Annotated in this window: 13 protein-coding genes; 6 read left to right on the top strand and 7 right to left on the bottom strand. The window is 56.4% G+C overall.

What is annotated here, in order from left to right; genetic code table 11:
- Positions 1-64 precede the first annotated feature (64 nt).
- On the bottom strand, positions 65-1,216 hold the full coding sequence (locus AAY24_RS08885; protein ID WP_046859381.1) for an efflux RND transporter periplasmic adaptor subunit: 1,152 nt from the start codon (positions 1,214-1,216) through the stop codon (positions 65-67).
- Between the two features lie 235 nt (positions 1,217-1,451).
- The gene (locus AAY24_RS08890; RefSeq protein ID WP_046859382.1) at positions 1,452-1,847 is read right to left on the bottom strand and encodes a hypothetical protein; all 396 of its coding nucleotides are present in this window, start codon (positions 1,845-1,847) and stop codon (positions 1,452-1,454) included.
- Positions 1,848-2,189: 342 nt separating this feature from the next.
- On the opposite strand from AAY24_RS08890, the gene AAY24_RS08895 reads away from it, so the two are divergent.
- On the top strand, positions 2,190-3,719 hold the full coding sequence (locus AAY24_RS08895; RefSeq protein ID WP_046859383.1) for a dynamin family protein: 1,530 nt from the start codon (positions 2,190-2,192) through the stop codon (positions 3,717-3,719).
- Positions 3,720-3,854: 135 nt separating this feature from the next.
- On the opposite strand, the gene AAY24_RS08900 is transcribed toward AAY24_RS08895, so the two are convergent.
- The gene (locus AAY24_RS08900; protein ID WP_046859384.1) at positions 3,855-4,721 is read right to left on the bottom strand and encodes an HDOD domain-containing protein; all 867 of its coding nucleotides are present in this window, start codon (positions 4,719-4,721) and stop codon (positions 3,855-3,857) included.
- A gap of 160 nt (positions 4,722-4,881) precedes the next feature.
- On the opposite strand from AAY24_RS08900, the gene AAY24_RS08905 reads away from it, so the two are divergent.
- From AAY24_RS08905 to AAY24_RS08915, 3 genes are all read left to right on the top strand, one after another.
- A complete protein-coding gene (locus AAY24_RS08905) occupies positions 4,882-5,550 on the top strand; it encodes an NUDIX hydrolase (protein ID WP_046859385.1) in 669 nt (222 codons plus the stop codon).
- 26 nt (positions 5,551-5,576) lie between these two features.
- Complete coding sequence (gene nadA, locus AAY24_RS08910; protein WP_046859386.1) at positions 5,577-6,623, top strand: quinolinate synthase NadA; 1,047 nt, start codon at positions 5,577-5,579, stop codon at positions 6,621-6,623.
- 163 nt (positions 6,624-6,786) lie between these two features.
- Entirely contained in the window at positions 6,787-8,421 is a 1,635-nt protein-coding gene (locus tag AAY24_RS08915; RefSeq protein ID WP_046859387.1) for a methyl-accepting chemotaxis protein, read from the top strand.
- 94 nt (positions 8,422-8,515) lie between these two features.
- Here the strand turns inward: AAY24_RS08915 and AAY24_RS08920 are convergent, their stop codons facing one another.
- From AAY24_RS08920 to AAY24_RS08935, 4 genes are all read right to left on the bottom strand, one after another.
- The gene (locus AAY24_RS08920; RefSeq protein ID WP_046859388.1) at positions 8,516-9,217 is read right to left on the bottom strand and encodes a Crp/Fnr family transcriptional regulator; all 702 of its coding nucleotides are present in this window, start codon (positions 9,215-9,217) and stop codon (positions 8,516-8,518) included.
- A 164-nt stretch (positions 9,218-9,381) separates the two neighbouring features.
- Positions 9,382-10,755: a hypothetical protein gene (locus AAY24_RS08925; protein ID WP_046859389.1), complete on the bottom strand. Its 1,374-nt coding sequence runs from the start codon at positions 10,753-10,755 to the stop codon at positions 9,382-9,384.
- A 66-nt stretch (positions 10,756-10,821) separates the two neighbouring features.
- On the bottom strand, positions 10,822-11,130 hold the full coding sequence (locus AAY24_RS08930; RefSeq protein ID WP_234422266.1) for a DUF2249 domain-containing protein: 309 nt from the start codon (positions 11,128-11,130) through the stop codon (positions 10,822-10,824).
- A gap of 36 nt (positions 11,131-11,166) precedes the next feature.
- Positions 11,167-11,601: a hemerythrin domain-containing protein gene (locus AAY24_RS08935; RefSeq protein WP_046859390.1), complete on the bottom strand. Its 435-nt coding sequence runs from the start codon at positions 11,599-11,601 to the stop codon at positions 11,167-11,169.
- Positions 11,602-11,829: 228 nt separating this feature from the next.
- On the opposite strand from AAY24_RS08935, the gene AAY24_RS08940 reads away from it, so the two are divergent.
- Together AAY24_RS08940 and AAY24_RS08945 are read left to right on the top strand one after the other, a co-directional pair.
- Positions 11,830-12,276 (top strand): c-type cytochrome, encoded by a 447-nt coding sequence (locus AAY24_RS08940; RefSeq protein ID WP_046859391.1) that lies wholly within the window; start codon positions 11,830-11,832, stop codon positions 12,274-12,276.
- Between the two features lie 15 nt (positions 12,277-12,291).
- Positions 12,292-13,683 (top strand): cbb3-type cytochrome c oxidase subunit I, encoded by a 1,392-nt coding sequence (locus AAY24_RS08945; RefSeq protein WP_046859392.1) that lies wholly within the window; start codon positions 12,292-12,294, stop codon positions 13,681-13,683.
- The last annotated feature ends 1,802 nt before the right edge of the window (positions 13,684-15,485 follow it).

Below are 15,485 nucleotides of genomic sequence, written 5' to 3' on the forward strand. Positions count from 1 at the left end.
TGGTTGCAGCGGTCTGACGGGAGTGATGGGTAATCACGGATATGGCTGGACAAAGCAGCGCGTTTCAACGCTCCTCTGCCCGCCTGATCCAACCGGAAGCGATTCCGTTGCTGGGATTGCGCAAAATGCGTTCCCCCGAACTCAACCCGGACAGTACGCTGACGTAACCGTTATCCAGACTTTCGCCAACTCGAATCAGTCGTAACTCCGGTCGTCCACCCTTACCCTCGACATAGACGCCCGGCAGACTGCCGTTGTAGCGTATGGCCGTGGAGGGGATCACCGGTTGATTGCGCACCGGTGCGGTGAGATCCGGCACCCGGACCTTGACATACATACCGGGTGCGGAGACGCCCTGGGGCAGGTCAAACTTCACCTTGACGGTATGGCGCTGCGAATCGGCCGTCGGAAATATCTGCGCTACCCGTACCGGCACCACCTGTCCGGTCACGTCCAGTTCCGCCTGCAACATCATCTGCTCGTAGAGGGCGGGGCGCAGCCTGGCCGGTACATCCACCATGATCTGCAGATACTCCACGTCGGCATAGACCAGCAAGGGCTGACCCGGTTGCATGGTATCCCCCACCTCGACAAACTTTTTCAGAATCACGCCATCGAAGGGTGCCAGACTGATGGCATCCCGCAGTTTGGCATCGATCGCCTGGATCTGGGACTGGGCTGACAGGATGGCGTTCTGGGCCTGGGTGATCTGCACGCCGGACGCATAGAGATCAGCCCGCCGCTCCACATTCTGGTTACGCGTACCGGCCATGCCCTCCATGGGGCGGGTGAACATCTGGTCAAACAGGTTGGGTAACCCCATACCACCCATGGTCTGTTTCGACTGCGGCGACCAGAGCTCCCGATTGTACTGCACACCCGCTGCGCGCAACTGTGCATCCGCATTGGCCAGTTGGGCCAGGGCCGCATTGCGTTTGGCCAGGAGTTCCGAATCATCCAGGGCAACCAGCAGCGTGCCCTTCTCGAAAGTATCGCCTTCGATACCGGCAAGGTGTTTTACCCGTCCGGGAAGTTGTGCCGAAAGGGTTACCTCTTTATAGGGTATAACGGTCCCGCCCAACGAGACTGTTGAAGCGCCCTGAGCCTGCTGAACGACGAAGTACTCGCCACCCTCCTGTGCCACACCCTGTAGAGGCAGACCTGCCGCGACAGCCAAGGCCGCAGCCAGCACAACCGCATGGATCTGTATTTCCATTGTTATAGTTATCCCGCTGATCTAGAACTGCTATTGATATACCACCCCATTGACTTTACCACGCCGGCAAAGCCCGGGGTACTTCCTAATATACAGACGTTTTTCACCGCAAAACGTCTGAAACAGATCGAGTCCAACCGCAGCAAACCGCCCCCTGGATCGCTATAATCAGGGGCCGTAAAACATGCTCCTTGCTGGTCATCCGGCAGACCCGAAGTCTGCCGGACTGGCAACCTCAGGCCTTACCCATGACAGAAAAACTTTTTATAAAGGGAGCCGCCATTCGGGGGTCTTTCAGCATGGAGGCGTAATCGCCTACCTTGAATTTCATTTTTCCCGAGGTAAACGCCATACCAAGCCCCATCATGCCGGGCGGCTTGGCAATCCACTTCTTCCACTGCGCCTCGCTGCAGCGGATATCCCAGTTCAGCGCCTGTCCGCTGAAAGAGCCGGCCGCAGTAGCCTGGCCGTTTTCCACACTGATCACTCCGCGGGGTTGTTCCTCCCCCTCAAATCCGTAGCCGATCACACTGCTGAATCCGATCTGCGCCAGCGCATCCACTAATTCGGACTCCGCATTCCACTGTTCCATGAAACTCTGCATCCACGCTTCTGAAAATAGCTCAGACATATCCTCACTCCCTTAGTAACTCTTAGTAACTTGATCCAGTATCCGATGAAAACCGACTGGCCGGTTATCGGCGACAAAACATATTAATTTTCTCTTATATACTAATATAATGCAATACCCATAGCATAAACAAGGGCAATCATTTCGACCATAAGTATTTGGGCAAATTAGTAATTTTTATCTTTCTGTCGCCGTCCAGCTCCACTGCCCACTCCTCCAGACTACCACCAAGCGGTTCGTCGCGTTAGTATGTCCGGGAGACAAATTTAGGGTAACAGTGATCAGAAACAAATAAAAACAGCCATCGGGCAAAAATTCCCTATTCCATATCAGGAGTTGTAAATGAACACGGCAGGAAGACTCATCGAAGGACGCCTGAAGCATCTTGAAGCCCATCTCGAACAAGAGAATCCCGTACTGCTGAAAACGGTGCAGAGCTTCAAGAAACTGGATCGCATCGCCTACCGGACAGGCCTGCTTGATACGGATGAGTCCTACGCCACCCAGATCCCCTGGTGGCCATTGATCGCCGTGCTCGGCACTTTCTCATCCGGCAAATCCACCTTCATCAATCACTATCTCAACTATAAGTTGCAGCGTACCGGCAATCAGGCAGTCGATGACAAATTCACGGTCACCTGCTACAGCCGGGAGAAGAGTGCCCATGCCCTGCCCGGCGTCGCTCTGGACTCGGATCCGCGTTTTCCGTTCTACCAGATGAGCGAGGATATCGAACGGGTCGCCAAGGGCGAGGGCGACCGGATAGACTCCTATCTGCAACTGAAGACCTGCCCCAGCGAACGATTGCGCGGCAAGATCCTGATCGACTCTCCGGGATTCGATGCTGATGCCCAGCGCACCTCAACCCTGCGTATTACCGATCACATTATTGATCTGTCTGACCTGGTGTTGGTCTTCTTCGATGCCCGCCACCCGGAGCCGGGGGCGATGAAAGACACCCTCGACCACCTGGTGAGCAACACCATCAGTCGCAATGACGCGGGCAAGTTTCTCTATATCCTCAACCAGATCGACTCCGCCGCCCGGGAGGACAATCCGGAAGAGGTGGTAGCCGCCTGGCAACGGGCGTTGGGAGAACGGGGCCTGACTGCCGGCCGTTTCTACACCATTTATAATCCCGATGTAGCCCTGCCCATTGATGACGAAAATCTGCGGGAGCGTTTTGAACGCAAGCGGGACGCCGATCTGGAAGAGATCCATAACCGCATGCACGAAGTGGAGGTGGAGCGGGCCTATCGTATTGTCGGGGTACTGGAGCGCACCGCCCGGGACATCGAGGAACGGGCCATCCCCGCCATCAGGGAGGCTGTAGGACGCTGGAAACGGCGCGTCCTCTGGGGTGACGCCCTGGCTTTTGGACTACTGTTGGCCGGACTGTTCAGCATCACTCTGAAACAGGGCTACTGGCAGGGATTCCATTTTGCGCCACCCTGGCTGGAGTCAGTAATCAACAGTCCGGCGTTGCAGTTCGGACTGGCCGGCACAGCGGTAGCGGTGGTGCTGGGCCTGCACTTCCTGATACGCTCCCTGGCGGCCCGCAGCCTGCTGCGGCAACTGAAAAACCAGGGAGAGAAACTGGCCATCCGGGGCAATCTGGCAAACGCTTTCCTGCGCAACACCAAGCCCTGGCGCAGTATCTTCAGCAGCTCACCGGCAGGCTGGGGACGGGGAGCCAGAAAACGACTCGCCCAGGTCAAGGAAGATGCGGACAACTATGTACAGACCCTCAACGATCGTTTTACCAATCCGTCGGGGGACGCCGCGGTACAGTTGGAAAACCAGCCAGAACTGGCCAGTACAACTGTTACGGATAGTGAGACTGTGCCAAACCCCGATCCCGCCAGCAGCTGATCAGAATTCCCCTGGTACCCGGATCCCGGGTACCGGGAACTAAAAAACGCGGCGGCTACCGAGACGGGTCAGGCTAGTCGCCAGGTCCGTGGCCCCTACCCCAAGATCAGTCCGAATGTCCGTTGAGTCAGCAACTCAAGCGAACTGCCTGGCAACCAGTTCCAGATCGTCCACCTGTTGCAGAAATGCCAACTCCACCTCGGGAATCCGTTGCCGCTCAAAACCGTCAATCCGCTGCAGCCAGGGACACCCATCCAACGGCTGAGCACTCCCTGCACGGATGCTGTCCACCCGTTCAACGCTGCAGTTCAACAGGATCACCTCCGTCTGGTAAGTCCCGCGATAATCATTCCTGCCCAACTGGCCCATCATAGTGACAATGAGGGCCGGCAGGTGCCAACGTCCAGCCAGCAGGAGCCCCGCCTCCTGATGATCAAACCCCAGCTTTTCCCGCTCGATCTCCAGAAGCCGGGCATTCGATTCCTGCCCCGCGCTTACCAACACCTCCTGGTACGCTTCACCGAGAGCATGCCCCAACAGCAACCCGCCAAGATTGTGCAGCAGGGCCCCCAGATGCAGCCCGGAAAGATCCGGCCGCTGCCCCGCAGGAACCAGGTCCGCCAGATCAACAATTAACTGACTGCAGGCCAGCGCTTTAAACCAGTATCCCCCCAGATCAAATGCCGGACACTTTTCCAGATTGAAAACACCGGCCACACTGATGCCCAGCGCCAGACTTTTTACCAGATCAAGCCCCAGTACGCGGATAATCGCCTCCTCCACACTGTAGACAGGCGAGGGTTGGGCAAAATAGGCCGAGTTGGCCAACCCCACTATGCGGGCGGCCAAGCCCGGATCCCGCTTGATAATGGCAGACAGGGCCTTCAGATCGACATCTTCATCGGAGAGCGCTTCCAGTAACTGTGCCGCCGTCGGCGAGAGGGGCGGTAAGTACCTGACCTGGAGCTTGTCATGCAAGGCAGTGCTTCTATCCCTATCCATAGTTTCTCCGGTTTTTATTCACCCTTCATAACCTAGCAGAGTTTTATCCCTTGTCTCCAATAAGCTCCGGATTGTCTATCTCCCATCCCATAGACGACTTGACATGCTGCAGCGCAATGATCAATATAGTGTACAAATCACACTTAGTAGCGGATAGTCAGTGACTTTTGAATATCAATACCCCCACCCGGCGGTGACTACGGACGTAGCCGTGTTTACCCTGCTGGATCAACAACTGCAACTGCTGTTGATACGCCGGGGGGAGGAACCCTATAAGGGACACTGGGCGCTGCCAGGCGGTTTTCTGGAGATCGATGAGGATCTGGACAGTTGCGCCAAGCGGGAGCTGAAAGAGGAGACCGGCGTTGACGATCTTTATCTGGAACAGCTGTACACCTTTGGCCGTCCTGACCGGGACCCCCGGGAGCGGGTCATCAGTGTCACCTATTACGCCCTGGTGCCTGCGGATAAGCTCAACCTGTCCGCCGGCAGCGACGCAGCGGAGGCATCCTGGTTTCCACTGCAGGCGCTTCCAGATCTGGCCTTCGATCATGCAGAGATTATTCTGCTGGCCCGGGAGCGACTCGCAGCCAAGACACACTACTCGACGATTGCCTTTCAGCTCATGCCGGAGACCTTCACCCTGAGCGAACTGCAAACCGTGTATGAAATTCTGCGTAATGAAAAACTGGATAAACGGAATTTTCGAAAATGGGTCCTGTCCCTCCAACTGCTGGAAGAGACCGGCGGGAAACGCAGAAACGGCAACCACCGACCCGCTAAGATTTACCGACTGACCGACCCCGACCGGGTCCACATCATACGCTGAGCCGGATAAACCATAGAGAAACTATCATGACGCAGACAATCACCCCCGTAGAGATCAAGCCACACCCCGTCGTTGTCCCTGCCCATCCTCACTGGCCCGCGCTCAGCGCCGAACAGAAGCAGGCCTTGAAAGAGCGGATCAAAGCACTACTGAAACAGCGCAATGCGGTACTTGTGGCCCATTACTACACCGACGGCGATCTCCAGGAACTGGCGGAAGAGACCGGCGGCTGCGTGGCCGACTCGCTGGAGATGGCCCGCTTTGGCAGCCGCCAGGAGGCCCAGACCCTGGTGGTCTGCGGTGTCCGGTTCATGGGCGAAACCGCCAAGATACTCAATCCCGAAAAACGCATCCTGATGCCGGATCTGAATGCCACCTGCTCCCTGGACGAAGGCTGCCCGGCCGATGAATTCAGCGAATTCTGTGATCAGCACCCTGACCACACGGTGGTGGTATACGCCAATACCAGCGCCCGGGTAAAGGCTCGCTCTGACTGGGTGGTCACCTCCGGCATTGCGTTGCCGATTATCGAGCACCTCGCGGCCCGGGGAGAAAAGATCCTCTGGGCACCGGACAAACACCTGGGGCATTACGTACAGAGGATGACCGGCGCCGACATGCTGCTCTGGAATGGCTCCTGCGTAGTCCACGAAGAGTTCAAGTCCGTGGCACTGGAACGGATTCGCCGCCTGCACCCGGATGCAGCCGTGCTGGTGCACCCGGAGTCCCCGGAAGATGTGATCGAGCAGGCCGATGTTGTGGGTTCAACCACGGCATTGATCAATGCGGTTGTGGAGATGGAGAACAGCGAGTTTATCGTCGCCACCGATGGCGGCATCTTCCACAAGATGAAACAGCTGGCGCCCAACAAGAAACTGATTGCGGCGCCCACAGCCGGTGAAGGGGCCACTTGCGAGAGCTGTGCTCACTGCCCCTGGATGGGAATGAATGCACTGCAGAATCTGGCCGAAGTTCTGGAAAATCAGAACAATGAAATTTTGATCGACCCGGACATCCGGGAACAGGCGGTCAAGCCGATTCAGCGCATGCTCGATTTTGCCCAGAACAGGTAAAAAGGAGTCCTGAGAACTTTTTGCTGCGGCGTATCATTTTTCGCTCAAGTTCCGCGAAAGCCAGTCGACACAGTCCTAGGATCTTAGATCCCGGGGCTGCAATCGTGTAGCTTTAACCACCCCACAACGGGGAGTTCTGGAACAGTAGTCAGAAGGAGCGTCCATGAACATCTTACGCCGCCTGAATATCACCCACCGGCTTTGGGCATTGATAACACTGGCCATAATCGGTACTGCCGCCATCACCGTTTTCTCTCTACTGCAGTTCAGATCTGGACTTCTGTATGAGAAAGAGCTGCAAACCCGCAATCTGACCGAGACAGCCTACAGCATCATTGCTGACTTCCACGCCCGTGCCGACAAAGGCGAGTTGGAGCAACAAACCGCACAGAAAGACGCCCTGGACAGTATCAGGGCGCTGCGTTACGAAGACGGTAACTACTTCTGGGTCATCGATATGGATGCAGTCACCCTCATGCATCCAATTAAACCTTCACTTGAAGGCAAGGATCTGTCCGGATTGAAGGATGCGAACGGCACAGCCATCTTCGCCTCCTTTGTCAAAAAGGCAAAAGAGAGCGGCGAGGGCATGGTGCCCTATCTCTGGCCAAAACCCGGCAGCGAGAACCCGGTCCGCAAAGTATCCTACATCAAAGGTTTCAAACCCTGGGGCTGGGTCGTCGGTACCGGCATCTATATCGACGATGTGGAGAGCGTTTTCTGGAACAATGCCACTACGCTATCCGTCAGTACCGGGATAGTGTTGCTCATCCTGATTAGCGTATCGCTGATTATCGCACGCAGCATCAGCAACCCGCTGCTACTGACCACCGAGGCCATGCACAACATTGCTGCCGGCGACGGCGACCTGACCCAGCGGCTCGACAGCGATGGCAGAGATGAGGTCGCGAGACTGGCCGGTGCATTCAATGAATTTGCCATCAAGGTACAAAACACCATTACCCAGGTCAGTATCGCCAGCAATCAGATTGCCATCTCGGCGGATGAGCTCACAGCCATCACAGCCCAGAGCCATGAAGGCATGGACCAACAACGTAACGAAACCCACCAGGTAGCCACCGCCGTGACTGAAATGGCTGCCACTGTCCATGAAATTGCCCAGAGCGCGGAGAATACGGCGACTGCCGCCCGTGATGCCAATTCCGAGGCAACGGCCGGCCGGGGCGTGGTAGAAGAGACCTCCCAAGCCATACATCAACTGGCCGGCGAAGTTGAAAAAGCCTCCAGTGTTATTAACCGACTGGAAACCGAAAGCGGCGCTATCGGCAGTGTCCTGGATGTGATCCGGAGTATTGCAGAACAGACCAACCTGCTGGCCCTGAACGCCGCGATAGAAGCGGCACGGGCAGGTGAACAGGGTCGCGGCTTTGCCGTAGTGGCTGACGAGGTGCGCACACTGGCAAGTCGAACTCAGCACTCCACCCAGGAGATTCAGGAGATGATTGAGCGCCTGCAATCCGGAACCAGCGAAGCGGTCCAGGTGATGGAACAGAGCCAGTCCACAACCCAGCTCACTGTCGATAAAGCACGGGCAGCGGCAGAATCACTCAATAAGATTGTACAGTCAGTCACTACAATTTCTGACATGAACACGCAGATCGCCAGTGCTGCGGAAGAGCAGTCAGCAGTCGCCAAAGAGATCGACCAGAGTATTGTACAGATCTCCCAATTGGCCGAGCAGGCGACCAGCAGCACAGATCAGGTCGTCACCTCCAGCCATGCGTTGGCAAAACTAAGCGAAGATCTGCAGGCCCAGGTCAGACAATTTAAAATCTGACTCCCCTGCTATTCAAACAGACGACACCGAATGACAGAGGGCGCCCGCAGGCGCCCTCTGTCATTGGTCTGATGGAAGCATTCCATCCATGATCCTACGGACTGATCTGGTGCCCGCAGACCCCGGAGGACTCCGCGTGTTTACGCAACCCCTCCACATCCAGGATTTCGATATGTCCGCCCCTTACCTTGACCAGACCCTGGTTGCTGAGATTGCTCAGAATTCGAGAGAAGGTCTCCGGCTTGACTGACAACCGGGAAGCCAGCACACCCTTTGGCGTGGCAAGTTCAAATGCCACCCTGACCTGCCCATTGAACATCGCCTTGCCGCACAGATAGCCGGCCACCCGACCGGTTGCGCTTTGCAGCGTCAGGTCATCGATCTCCTTGATCATCCGCCGCAGACGCATGCTCATATCACCCATGACCCGGAAACAGGTATCGGTTGACTCCCTGAGCAGATCAAGAAAGCCACGGCCGTCCACGGCGATGAGTCGCGTCTTACCGATAGCGGCCGCCCGTACCGGATAGGCGGGCTTGTCGGAGAACATCAAGGCCTCGGCAAAGGTGTAACCTGCCGTGACCACCTCAATCACCTTCTCGTTGCCATTCATGGACAACCGGGAGAGTTTTATCTGTCCTTCACGTACCAGAAAAAATCGCTTGGCCGGATCGCCTACCTCGAACAATGCCTGATTATCCTGGAGTTCTATCTCACTGCTCATCTTGCGAACGCGCTCCAACTGACTCTCATCCAGCTGGGAAAAAAGGTAGGCATCTTTCAGTTCGGTCAGCATGATCGCACCCTGATTATAATATTTACTTAACTTTCATGGAGTTAGTATTTTTGACCGGGTATTCTAGCGCAGTTGACACCTTCTGGAAATCAAATTGGCGGAGACGCACAAACTGCGCCCATCACTGCAGCGCAGCAAACAGATCGAACAACATCCTTTAAGGACTAGCGCTGCTGAACCCGGTCGACCGGATCAACAGGCGCGGGAACACGCCGCGCATAGGCGAGTAACGCCTGGTTGGTTGCACGGTAGCGCCACACAGCGACAGCCAGGTTTTTTAACAGGAGCGCATTGGACAGGAAGAAGAGCAACCCGGCCGGGCGGGCAAACCAGGTGGGAAACAGCACAGCCAGCAAGGTCATTAACAGGGCGGAAAGAAACAGGTAAAACTGCAACCGGGCAGACCGGTCCGGGATAAACTCCTTCATGTTCGGCACCTTCACTGACAGGCACATCAGGCTCATCTGTCGGTTCTGAAGATGGAACCAGGAGAGAAAAGGGACGATTTTGTAGAGCATACCATTGATCACCGACAGCCCTACCCCGAACAACAACCCAATGCCCAGCAACAGATTAAACTGGGGGCCGGCGCCAATCGTCCGGGTGAAACTTCCCATCACCCAGAACAGCGCACAGAGTGGCACAAACAGCATCCCGGTGCGCCAGAAAAGCAGTGTGACATCGGAGATCCGGCGCTTCCGCTGCTGTTGCAGCCGGATCGTCATCAGGGCATAAGCGACAAAACCAAGCAGCGGAAAAAACAGCCATAGTTTAGGCACTATTGCGTCAACTATTCCGAATAGACTGCCTGACACCAGCAGTGACCAGATCACCAGTCCGCCAAACAGCGCCGGAGCCAGCAGACGACGGAATCTGACCGGGTACTCCGGTGTCACCTGAAACATCGGCACCACCTGGTAAGAGACGCCGATCAATAGCAGGCCCACCCAGCCCAGAATACCCCACCCCAGGTGCACATCCACCAGGGACGCGATCTGCCCGAACCCCATCCGTCCCAGCAGTCCACTGGCAAGCAGCAGCCCCAGACTCAGGGTGATCAGAAATGAGACCATCGCGAGACGTATGGCGATAACCGTGTCACTGACACTTTTCACCCGCCACAGGGCCACCATCACGGCCACAAAAAACAGCATGATACCGCCGCCCATCAGCAACATCGCGATAGAATCCGCCAGCAGGCTTCCAGACAGGAACGAAACCACCAGCGTACCGGTTCCCAGGGTGATCATCAGGTGACTGGCCGTACCCACCGCCACGACACCGGGGACAGGTGAGCCGGCAATCACCGGCAGCATCTGCAATAGAGCGCCACACATCACCATGGCCAACATCCCCAGGGTCAGCAGATGGGTAAACCCGAGGGTCAGGGATGACCAGCGGGTCAGGAACAGATCCGCACCGCTGAATAACAACATACCTGCTGCGGCCAGACCAAACAGCGGTGCTGTCAAAAAAAAACGGAACGGAATGGAGATGGGCGGGGCCTGATCCAGGGAGAGACTGGCGGTGTTTAGCATGTGTTAATCTACCCGGTTATAACAATTAGTAGACGGGCTTCGCAGTGCCGACGCCGTTATAGGATGTCATGGTGTGGCGGCAGCAACATCACGGGCAGCAGTGACATCCCCGCTCTTCCAGATATAGATCTCATATCCACCGGATGAATCATCCAGGCATTGCCAGCTAAACCCACATTTCTCCAGCATCGGATAGAGCAGGTGCGGCTCCCGGCGATGAAAAACACGCAGATAGTCGCCCGAAGCCAACTTACCAATGGCTTCCAGCACCTGTTCCAGAGGTTCACAGGGCTCCAGCATGCTCACATCAAGTTGAATTTCCATCGCGATAATCAGAACAAAATATGGCGAGACTGCATTGATGACACTGCCCATCAATACGTGAATTGCTGTTCATCCGTTTTCCAGATGTTAGAGCATTTTCATCTCGTGCAATGTGGCCTGGGCATCGGCGGCAAATACCTGGTCCGTCATGGGATAGAGCATCTGTTCCTCTTTCATGTTGTGCTGCTGCATCAACATCATCAGGGTTTCCGACAGCCCCAGATAGCGTTCACTATCCATCAGCCGTACTGCGGTTTCCATATCCACCAACAGCTGGCGCATCTGCACATGTTCCATGCGCATCATCTGGGTGGGTCCTGCACTCTGTCCGGTACGTTGCTCGAAACCGGGAAACAGAATCCCCTCCTCCATGCTGAAATGATTTTCGGTGGCATCGCGAAAGGCCTCGAACTTTACCTGCCCCTCAGACCAGTTTCCATGCGCAATCAGTTCTTCAGCCTCGACAAACAGTGAATCGCAGCGCCGATGGTCGTTCGCCATGGTATCAGTAATCGTCGTCATTAATTTGTACCCTGATGCAAGTGAGGTTAGCGGATTTGAGGGCAAAGTATCGATAATTCCCGGCGGTCTGCACCTTGATTTCAATCAAGCCATCACCGATTCAGGCGCTTGCCATTCCGCCGGAGCCACTTTGACTCAAGTCAAGGAACTCACCCTGACGGGCAGGCCTAATGCGACCTGGACACCTTTTGCGTTACTGGACTAACGAAAAATAATGAGGTGATGACAATGGCTCAGGCCTTCACAAAGACCATGGCGCGGAACATCTTTTATGGTGGTTCTGCGTTTTTTTTCCTCCTCTTCCTGGCCCTGACCTTTGATTCGGTCAGCCAACTGCCCAACCGCGATAACCGGGCCGCACTCGAAGGCCCGGTCGGCCAACAGGTCGCCAAGGGCAAGATGCTCTGGGAAGAGAACAACTGTATCGGCTGTCACACACTGCTCGGCGAGGGCGCCTATTTCGCGCCCGAACTGGGCAATGTCTACAAGCGCTTCGGCAACTCCAAAGACGGCATTATCGGCTTTATCAAGAGCCGCCCCGTCAACGGGATTCCCGGGCGACGCAGCATGCCTCAGTTCAACTTCGACGATGATGAGCTCGATGCCATCGCCGAGTTCCTGAAGTATGTCTCCGAGATCAATGCCGCCGACTGGCCGCCAAACATTCAGGGTTAAGGGGGAGTTTTAACCATGACTTATCAATCTCAATCGGTCGCCAAGCTCTATTTCATGGCTGCCATCGCGCTGTTTGCCGCACAGATCCTGTTCGGTCTGATCATCGGCCTGCAGTATGTGATCGGGGACTTCCTGTTCCCCTATATCCCGTTCAACGTCGCCCGTATGGTGCATACCAATGCACTTATCGTCTGGCTGCTGATGGCCTTTATGGGGGCCGCTTACTACCTGATCCCGGAAGAGGCCGAGACCGAGCTGTTCAGCCCCATGCTCGCCAAGCTGATGTTCTGGGTCTTTTTGGTCGCCGCGGCCCTCACTGTGGCCGGTTACCTGCTGGTCCCCTACGCCACCCTGGCCGAGCTGACCGGCAACGCCTTGCTGCCCACCATGGGGCGTGAGTTCCTGGAGCAGCCCACCATCACCAAGCTCGGTATTGTGGTGGTGGCCCTGGTGTTCCTGTTCAATATCGGCATGACCATCCTCAAGGGCCGCAAGACCGTCATCAACCTGGTGATGATGCTGGGACTGGTGGGCCTGGCGGTGTTCTTCCTGTTCGCCTTCTATAACCCCACCAACGTGGTGCTGGACAAGATGTTCTGGTGGTGGGTGGTGCATCTTTGGGTTGAGGGTGTCTGGGAGCTGATCATGGCCTCTATCCTCGCCTTTGTGCTGATCAAGGTGACCGGTGTGGATCGGGAGGTGATCGAGAAGTGGCTCTATATCATTATCGCCATGGCCCTGATTACCGGCCTGATCGGTACCGGCCACCACTACTTCTGGATCGGTACTCCCGAGTACTGGCAGTGGTGGGGTTCGGTGTTCTCCGCCATGGAGCCGATTCCGTTCTTCATGATGACCGTGTTCGCCTTCAACATGGTCAACAAGCGGCGGCGTAACCATCCCAACCGGGCGGCTACCCTGTGGGCGCTGGGTACGGCGGTGATGGCCTTCCTGGGGGCCGGCGTGTGGGGCTTCCTGCACACCCTCTCTCCGGTCAACTACTTCACCCACGGTTCCCAGATCACGGCGGCCCACGGTCACATGGCCTTCTATGGTGCCTACGTGATGATCAGTCTGACTATTATCTCCTATGCCATGCCGCTGTTGCGGGGTCGCACCGCGGCCAACAGCAACAAACAGCAGGTGCTGGAGATGTGGGGCTTCTGGCTGATGACGGTGGCGATTGTGTTCATCACCCTGTTCCTGACCGGTGCCGGTATCCTGCAGGTCTATCTGCAACGGGTGGCGGAGAATCCCCAGCCGTTCATGGTGGTACAGGATCAGATCTCCCTGTTCTACTGGTTGCGTGAGGTGGCCGGCCTGATGTTCTTTGTCGGGTTGGTGGTCTACATCGCCAGCTTCTTCATCGGGCAGAGTGAGCCGGAGGCGGTGATCGCCGAGACCTGATACCCGGATGGGTAAGTCTTAACCCAGGCCGGCTCTTGAGCCGGCCTTTTTTATCCAGGGATGGATTTATGCCGCGCAGCACAAGGATGTGCGGGAGCGGCTTTAGCCAGGAATGGACGTATTCCGCGAAGAGTCTTTGTTAAGAAGGAGTTCCGGCCCACTGGGCCGGGTTACTTTTACGGGTAAAAGTAACCAAAACCCTCGCTCCACCACGCCACCCCTGCGGGGTTCCCTGCGTTTCTCGCCAGCGACGGGGCGCGCATAACTCGCTGCGCTCAGACAGATGCGCGCCTTTTTCCGTCGCCGGCTGCGATACTCGGTGGCGTGGAGGTCGGATCTTCCTGCGGAACCCAAACTTCGAATGAAGTTTTTATATGAAGAACCAGCGGATTGGCAGGCTGTATATCAGTGTACCCTCCCCGTTCAGCCTGTCGAGCATCGCAGGGCTGAGCGGAGATACGCGTGAAATTGTTTGAGCCGCACAGCGGCGAGTTTTTTCACGCGCCGCTCGGACCGAGAAGCGCAGAGCACCCGAAGGGCAGGCTGAACGGGAAAAGGCTTTTGGGCAGTTTTGGCCACAAAAGTACCTCGCCACAGGCCGTCAGGCCGGGCGAAATGCCTTTCTCTGCTCAAGTATTTCTTCACTATTAGCAGCGAAGAGTCTTTAGTTAAGAAGGAGTTCCGACCCTCCGGGCCGGGTTACTTTTACGGGTAAAAGTAACCAAACCCCCCCGCTCCACCCCGCCACCCCTACGGGGTTCCCTGCGTTTCTCGCCAGCGACGGGGCGCGCATAACTCGCTGCGCTCAGACAAATGCGCGCCGTTTTCCGTCGCCGGCTGCGATACACGGTGGCGTGGAAGTCGGGCTATCCTACGAAGCCTAAACCTTAGAATGAAGTTTTTATATGAAGAACAAGCGGATTGGCAGGCTGTATATCAGTGCGCCTCCCCGTTCAGCCTGTCGAGCATCGCAGGGCTGAGCGGAATCAAGCGTGAAATTGTCTGAGCCGCAACGCGGCGAGTTTTTTCACGCGCCGCTCAGACCGAGAAGCGCAGAGTACCCGAAGGGCAGGCTGACCGGGGAGAGGCTTTTGGATACTTTTAGCCTCAAAAGTACCTCGCTAAAGGCCGCCAGGCCGGGCGAAATGCCTTTCGCTGCTCAAGTATTTCTTAACTATTAGCAGCGAAGAGTCTTTAGTTAAGAAGGAGTTCCGACCCTCCGGGCCGGGTTACTTTTACGGGTAAAAGTAACCAAAACCCTCACTCCACCCCGCCCCCCCTGCGGGGTTCCCTGCGTTTCTCGCCAGCGACGGGGCGCGCATAACTCGCTGCGCTCAGACAGATGCGCGCCGGTTTCCGTCGCCGGCTGCGATACTCGGTGGCGCGTAGGTCGGATCATCCTGCCGGGCCTGTACTTTCGGTTGCCTGTTTATGCTGAACAAGCCGATTGGCAGGCTGTATGACAGTGCACCTCCCCGTTCAGCCTGTCGAGCATCGCAGGGCTGAGCGGAGATACGCGTGAAATTGTCTGAGCCGCACAGCGGCGAGTTTTTTCACGCGCCGCTCAGACCGAGAAGCGCAGAGTACCCGCAGGGCAGGCTGACCGGGAAAGGGTTTTGGGTACTTTTGGCCACAAAAGTACCTCGCCAAAAGGCCGTAGGCCGGGCGAATTCCTATAGCAGATCAATTCTTTTTTAAACCGGGGATCCGGCCCATTGGGCCGGGTTACTTTTACGGGTAAAAGTAACCAAACCCCCCCGCTCCACCCCGCCACCCCTACGGGGTTCCCTGCGTTTCTCGCC

The organism is Sedimenticola thiotaurini, from assembly GCF_001007875.1.
Lineage (GTDB): Bacteria > Pseudomonadota > Gammaproteobacteria > Chromatiales > Chromatiaceae > Sedimenticola > Sedimenticola thiotaurini.

Excerpts from the sequence above, each read along its gene's own strand:
- AAY24_RS08885 (WP_046859381.1), bottom strand. The coding sequence starts at position 1,216 with ATGGAAATACAGATCCATGCGGTTGTGCTGGCTGCGGCCTTGGCTGTC.
- AAY24_RS08890 (WP_046859382.1), bottom strand. The coding sequence starts at position 1,847 with ATGTCTGAGCTATTTTCAGAAGCGTGGATGCAGAGTTTCATGGAACAG.
- AAY24_RS08895 (WP_046859383.1), top strand. The coding sequence starts at position 2,190 with ATGAACACGGCAGGAAGACTCATCGAAGGACGCCTGAAGCATCTTGAA.
- AAY24_RS08900 (WP_046859384.1), bottom strand. The coding sequence starts at position 4,721 with ATGGATAGGGATAGAAGCACTGCCTTGCATGACAAGCTCCAGGTCAGG.
- nadA (WP_046859386.1), top strand. The coding sequence starts at position 5,577 with ATGACGCAGACAATCACCCCCGTAGAGATCAAGCCACACCCCGTCGTT.
- AAY24_RS08915 (WP_046859387.1), top strand. The coding sequence starts at position 6,787 with ATGAACATCTTACGCCGCCTGAATATCACCCACCGGCTTTGGGCATTG.
- AAY24_RS08920 (WP_046859388.1), bottom strand. The coding sequence starts at position 9,217 with ATGCTGACCGAACTGAAAGATGCCTACCTTTTTTCCCAGCTGGATGAG.
- AAY24_RS08925 (WP_046859389.1), bottom strand. The coding sequence starts at position 10,755 with ATGCTAAACACCGCCAGTCTCTCCCTGGATCAGGCCCCGCCCATCTCC.
- AAY24_RS08930 (WP_234422266.1), bottom strand. The coding sequence starts at position 11,130 with ATGGGCAGTGTCATCAATGCAGTCTCGCCATATTTTGTTCTGATTATC.
- AAY24_RS08935 (WP_046859390.1), bottom strand. The coding sequence starts at position 11,601 with ATGACGACGATTACTGATACCATGGCGAACGACCATCGGCGCTGCGAT.
- AAY24_RS08940 (WP_046859391.1), top strand. The coding sequence starts at position 11,830 with ATGGCTCAGGCCTTCACAAAGACCATGGCGCGGAACATCTTTTATGGT.
- AAY24_RS08945 (WP_046859392.1), top strand. The coding sequence starts at position 12,292 with ATGACTTATCAATCTCAATCGGTCGCCAAGCTCTATTTCATGGCTGCC.